Origin of the sequence: Agathobaculum sp. (assembly GCF_050946325.1) — a bacterium.
Taxonomy (GTDB): domain Bacteria; phylum Bacillota; class Clostridia; order Oscillospirales; family Butyricicoccaceae; genus Agathobaculum.
This window is the reverse complement of sequence record NZ_JBMNUP010000181.1, coordinates 1-2,922: the sequence shown is the minus strand read 5'-3', so window position 1 is coordinate 2,922 and position 2,922 is coordinate 1. Positions and strand designations below refer to the sequence as shown.

Annotated in this window: 1 protein-coding gene and 2 pseudogenes; all 3 read left to right on the top strand. The window is 56.1% G+C overall.

Features of this window, described 5'->3' with window-relative positions; all coding sequences use genetic code 11:
- Positions 1 to 1,731: VirB4-like conjugal transfer ATPase, CD1110 family (locus tag ACOYIE_RS10255; protein ID WP_433412891.1), on the top strand; the 1,731-nt coding region annotated here is incomplete at its 5' end.
- Between the two features lie 192 nt (positions 1,732 to 1,923).
- Positions 1,924 to 2,028: pseudogene (gene nrdD / locus ACOYIE_RS10250) on the top strand (anaerobic ribonucleoside-triphosphate reductase); the annotation flags it as partial.
- A gap of 64 nt (positions 2,029 to 2,092) precedes the next feature.
- A pseudogene (locus ACOYIE_RS10245) lies at positions 2,093 to 2,922 on the top strand (hypothetical protein); the annotation flags it as partial.

Here is a 2,922-nt window from a genome sequence, read left to right as displayed (position 1 = left end):
CAGCGGGCAAAGCGCGGCCATGACTTCAATGACTGGTTCTGCCCGGACAGCCTGGAATTTTACGCCGACTTTTTCAAGTCGGACGTCCGATGGGGCCGGGTGCTGTATTTACAAGATTATTCCAGCTTTATCAAGGACGATTTTATCATGGAGCTGTGCGGGCTGGACCGCAGCATGATGGTGTCCATCGACATCCTGCCCGTGCCCACGGATGAAGCGGTGCGGGAATTGCAGAACAAACTGTTGGGTGTGGAAACGAATGTGGCCGGCTGGCAGCGGCGGCAGAACAACGCCAACAACTATACGGCGAATGTGCCCTACGATATGCAGCTTCAGCGCAAGGAAACAACGGAATTTCTGAACGACTTGACCGAGCGCGACCAGCGCATGATGTACGGCCTTGTGACGGTGGTGCATCTGGCGGAAAGCAAGGAGCAGCTGGACGCGGATACGGAAAGCCTGCTGTCGGTGGGCCGCAAGCATCTGTGCCAGCTTTCCACTTTGCGCTGGCAGCAGCGGGACGGCCTCGACACGGTACTGCCCTACGGTGTGCGGCGCATCCATGCCTTGCGCACGCTGACAACGGAAAGCGTCGCCGTGCTGATGCCGTTCAAGGCGCAGGAACTCAACCACACGAACGGCGTCTATTATGGGCAAAACGCGGTGTCGGGCAACATGATCCGCATCGACCGGGCGCAGCTGCTCAACGGCCACTCGTTCCGGTTGGGCGTTTCGGGCAGCGGCAAGAGCATGAGCGCGAAAGAGGAATTGGTAGAGATCGCCCTGCGTACAAAAGACGATATCCTTATCCTGGATCCGGAGAGTGAATTCGGCCGGCTGGTCAAGGCGCTGGGCGGCGAGGTGCTGCCCATTTCTCCGCACAGCAGCATTCACCTCAACGCACTGGATATGGACAGGGCATACGGGGAAGGAAAGAACCCGCTCATTGAAAAGGTGCAGCTGATTTTATCCATCTTTGAGCCGTTGACGGAAAATGGCCTTACAGCAAAGCAGCGGTCTATTCTGGACCGCTGCGCAAGGCTGGTGTACCGGGAATATATACACGGCGGGTATCGCGGCGTGCCGCCCACGCTGGTGGATCTGCGCCGGGTGCTGTTGGAACAGCCCGAGGCAGAAGCGCATGACCTCGCACTGGCGTCGGAACTGTACACCACCGGTAGCTTGAACATCTTTGCCCATCAGACCAATGTGGACACTGGTGCGCGTATTCTGTGCTATGACATCCGCGAGCTGGACGAGCAGCTGCGGCCTGTGGGCATGGTGGTGACGCTGGACGCGATTTTCAACCGCGTGATCCGCAACTGGCGGCAGGGAAAGCGCACATGGATACTGGCCGATGAGTTCTACATTTTGTTCCGCTACTCCTTCAGCGCAGAGTTTTTCTATCGCCTGTTCAAGCGGATGCGCAAATACAATGCGTTCATCACCGCGGTGAGTCAGAACGTGGACGAGATCCTGCGCTCAGACACCGCCCGCCTCATGCTGGCAAACAGCGAACTGCTGGTGATGCTCAACCAGGCGGCGACGGACCGGGAGGAGCTGGCAAAGCTGCTGAACATTTCAGAGAACCAGCTCTCGTACATCACCAACGTGCCCGCGGGCCACGGCCTCATCCGCTGCGGCGGGGCGATCATCCCGTTCGAAAACAGTTTTCCAAAAAATACGAAGCTGTACCGGCTGATGACGACGAAGCCTGATGAAAAGTTTTGAACAACGGAAAAGGTTGCGGCCGCAGAGTTTCAATTGTTTCTGGAAAAATTTTCTTTCCATAACAAGCCGATAACATGAAGGCTCCATCTTGATTTTTCGCCGGAATAGGGGTACGATATATAGCGGTCAGGAGGAAGATGGTATATGGAAAACAACAACATCGGCAATGCGGAGAGAGCGGGGAAGAATGTGAAGTTCGAGCGCATCCGGCGTATTACGGGGTATCTTGTGGGTACGGTGGACCGCTGGAACGATGCCAAAAAAGAGGAGCTTCATGACCGCGTGAAGCACGCGTAAATATATGGACCGCCCGTGGGGAGTAACTTCCCTGCGGGCGTTTTTTTGTTTGGGAGAGGTGCGGTTGAAAGACATTAAAGTGAAAGAAGAATGGGGAAAAGCAGAACGGCCGAAACTGGTCCGGCATGCGCCCAAAGAGTTTGTCCGGCACGGATTGGAGGTGGTAAAAGAAAAAGGCGTCGTGCAGCTGATGCAGGCGGCGCAGAACGGGACGGAAAATTCGGCTGACACGAGAGACGGGCTGCGTCCGGATGCACAAACAGTGGTGGATAGTGGTGTGGGACTGGTTGAAGATACAGTCGCGGGCGGCAAAGAACTGCTGCGCCATCTGCCGTCCCGGGAAAAATTCATCAAACGGGATGAACACAGAGAAGCCGTAAGGGCGCGGAATCCTTATGCAGAATATATGGAGAAACGCCCGCAGGCAGTGGAGCGGCCAAAGCGTATTGCGGCAGAAACGAATTTGGGGTGCGCTGAGACACAAAGAAGGAATATCCGCGGGCCCAAAACGGGGAGACTGCTTTTCAAAGAGCCGGGGCGGCAGGGAAAGGCGGCGCGCCCAGCGCAAGGGGTGGAAAAACAGGCCGTGCACATATCGAAGAAAGCTGTCCGGAAGATCCAGCATACAGCGCAGGCTGCTGTAAAAACTGCAAAGCCGGCAGGCAAGGCATTGGCGAATACGGCCAAAGCCTGTATCGCAGCGTTTAAAAGTGTTGTGGCGGCGATTATTGCAAGCGGCGGCGCGGCACTGGCGGTGATTTTGCTGATATGCCTGATTGCGTTGGTGGCAGGCTCTGCTTTCGGTATTTTCTTTTCGACGGAGCCGACGGGAAAGGGGATGACACTGAAACAGGCGGTGCAGGGTTTGAATACGGAATACTACGAACAGATCAG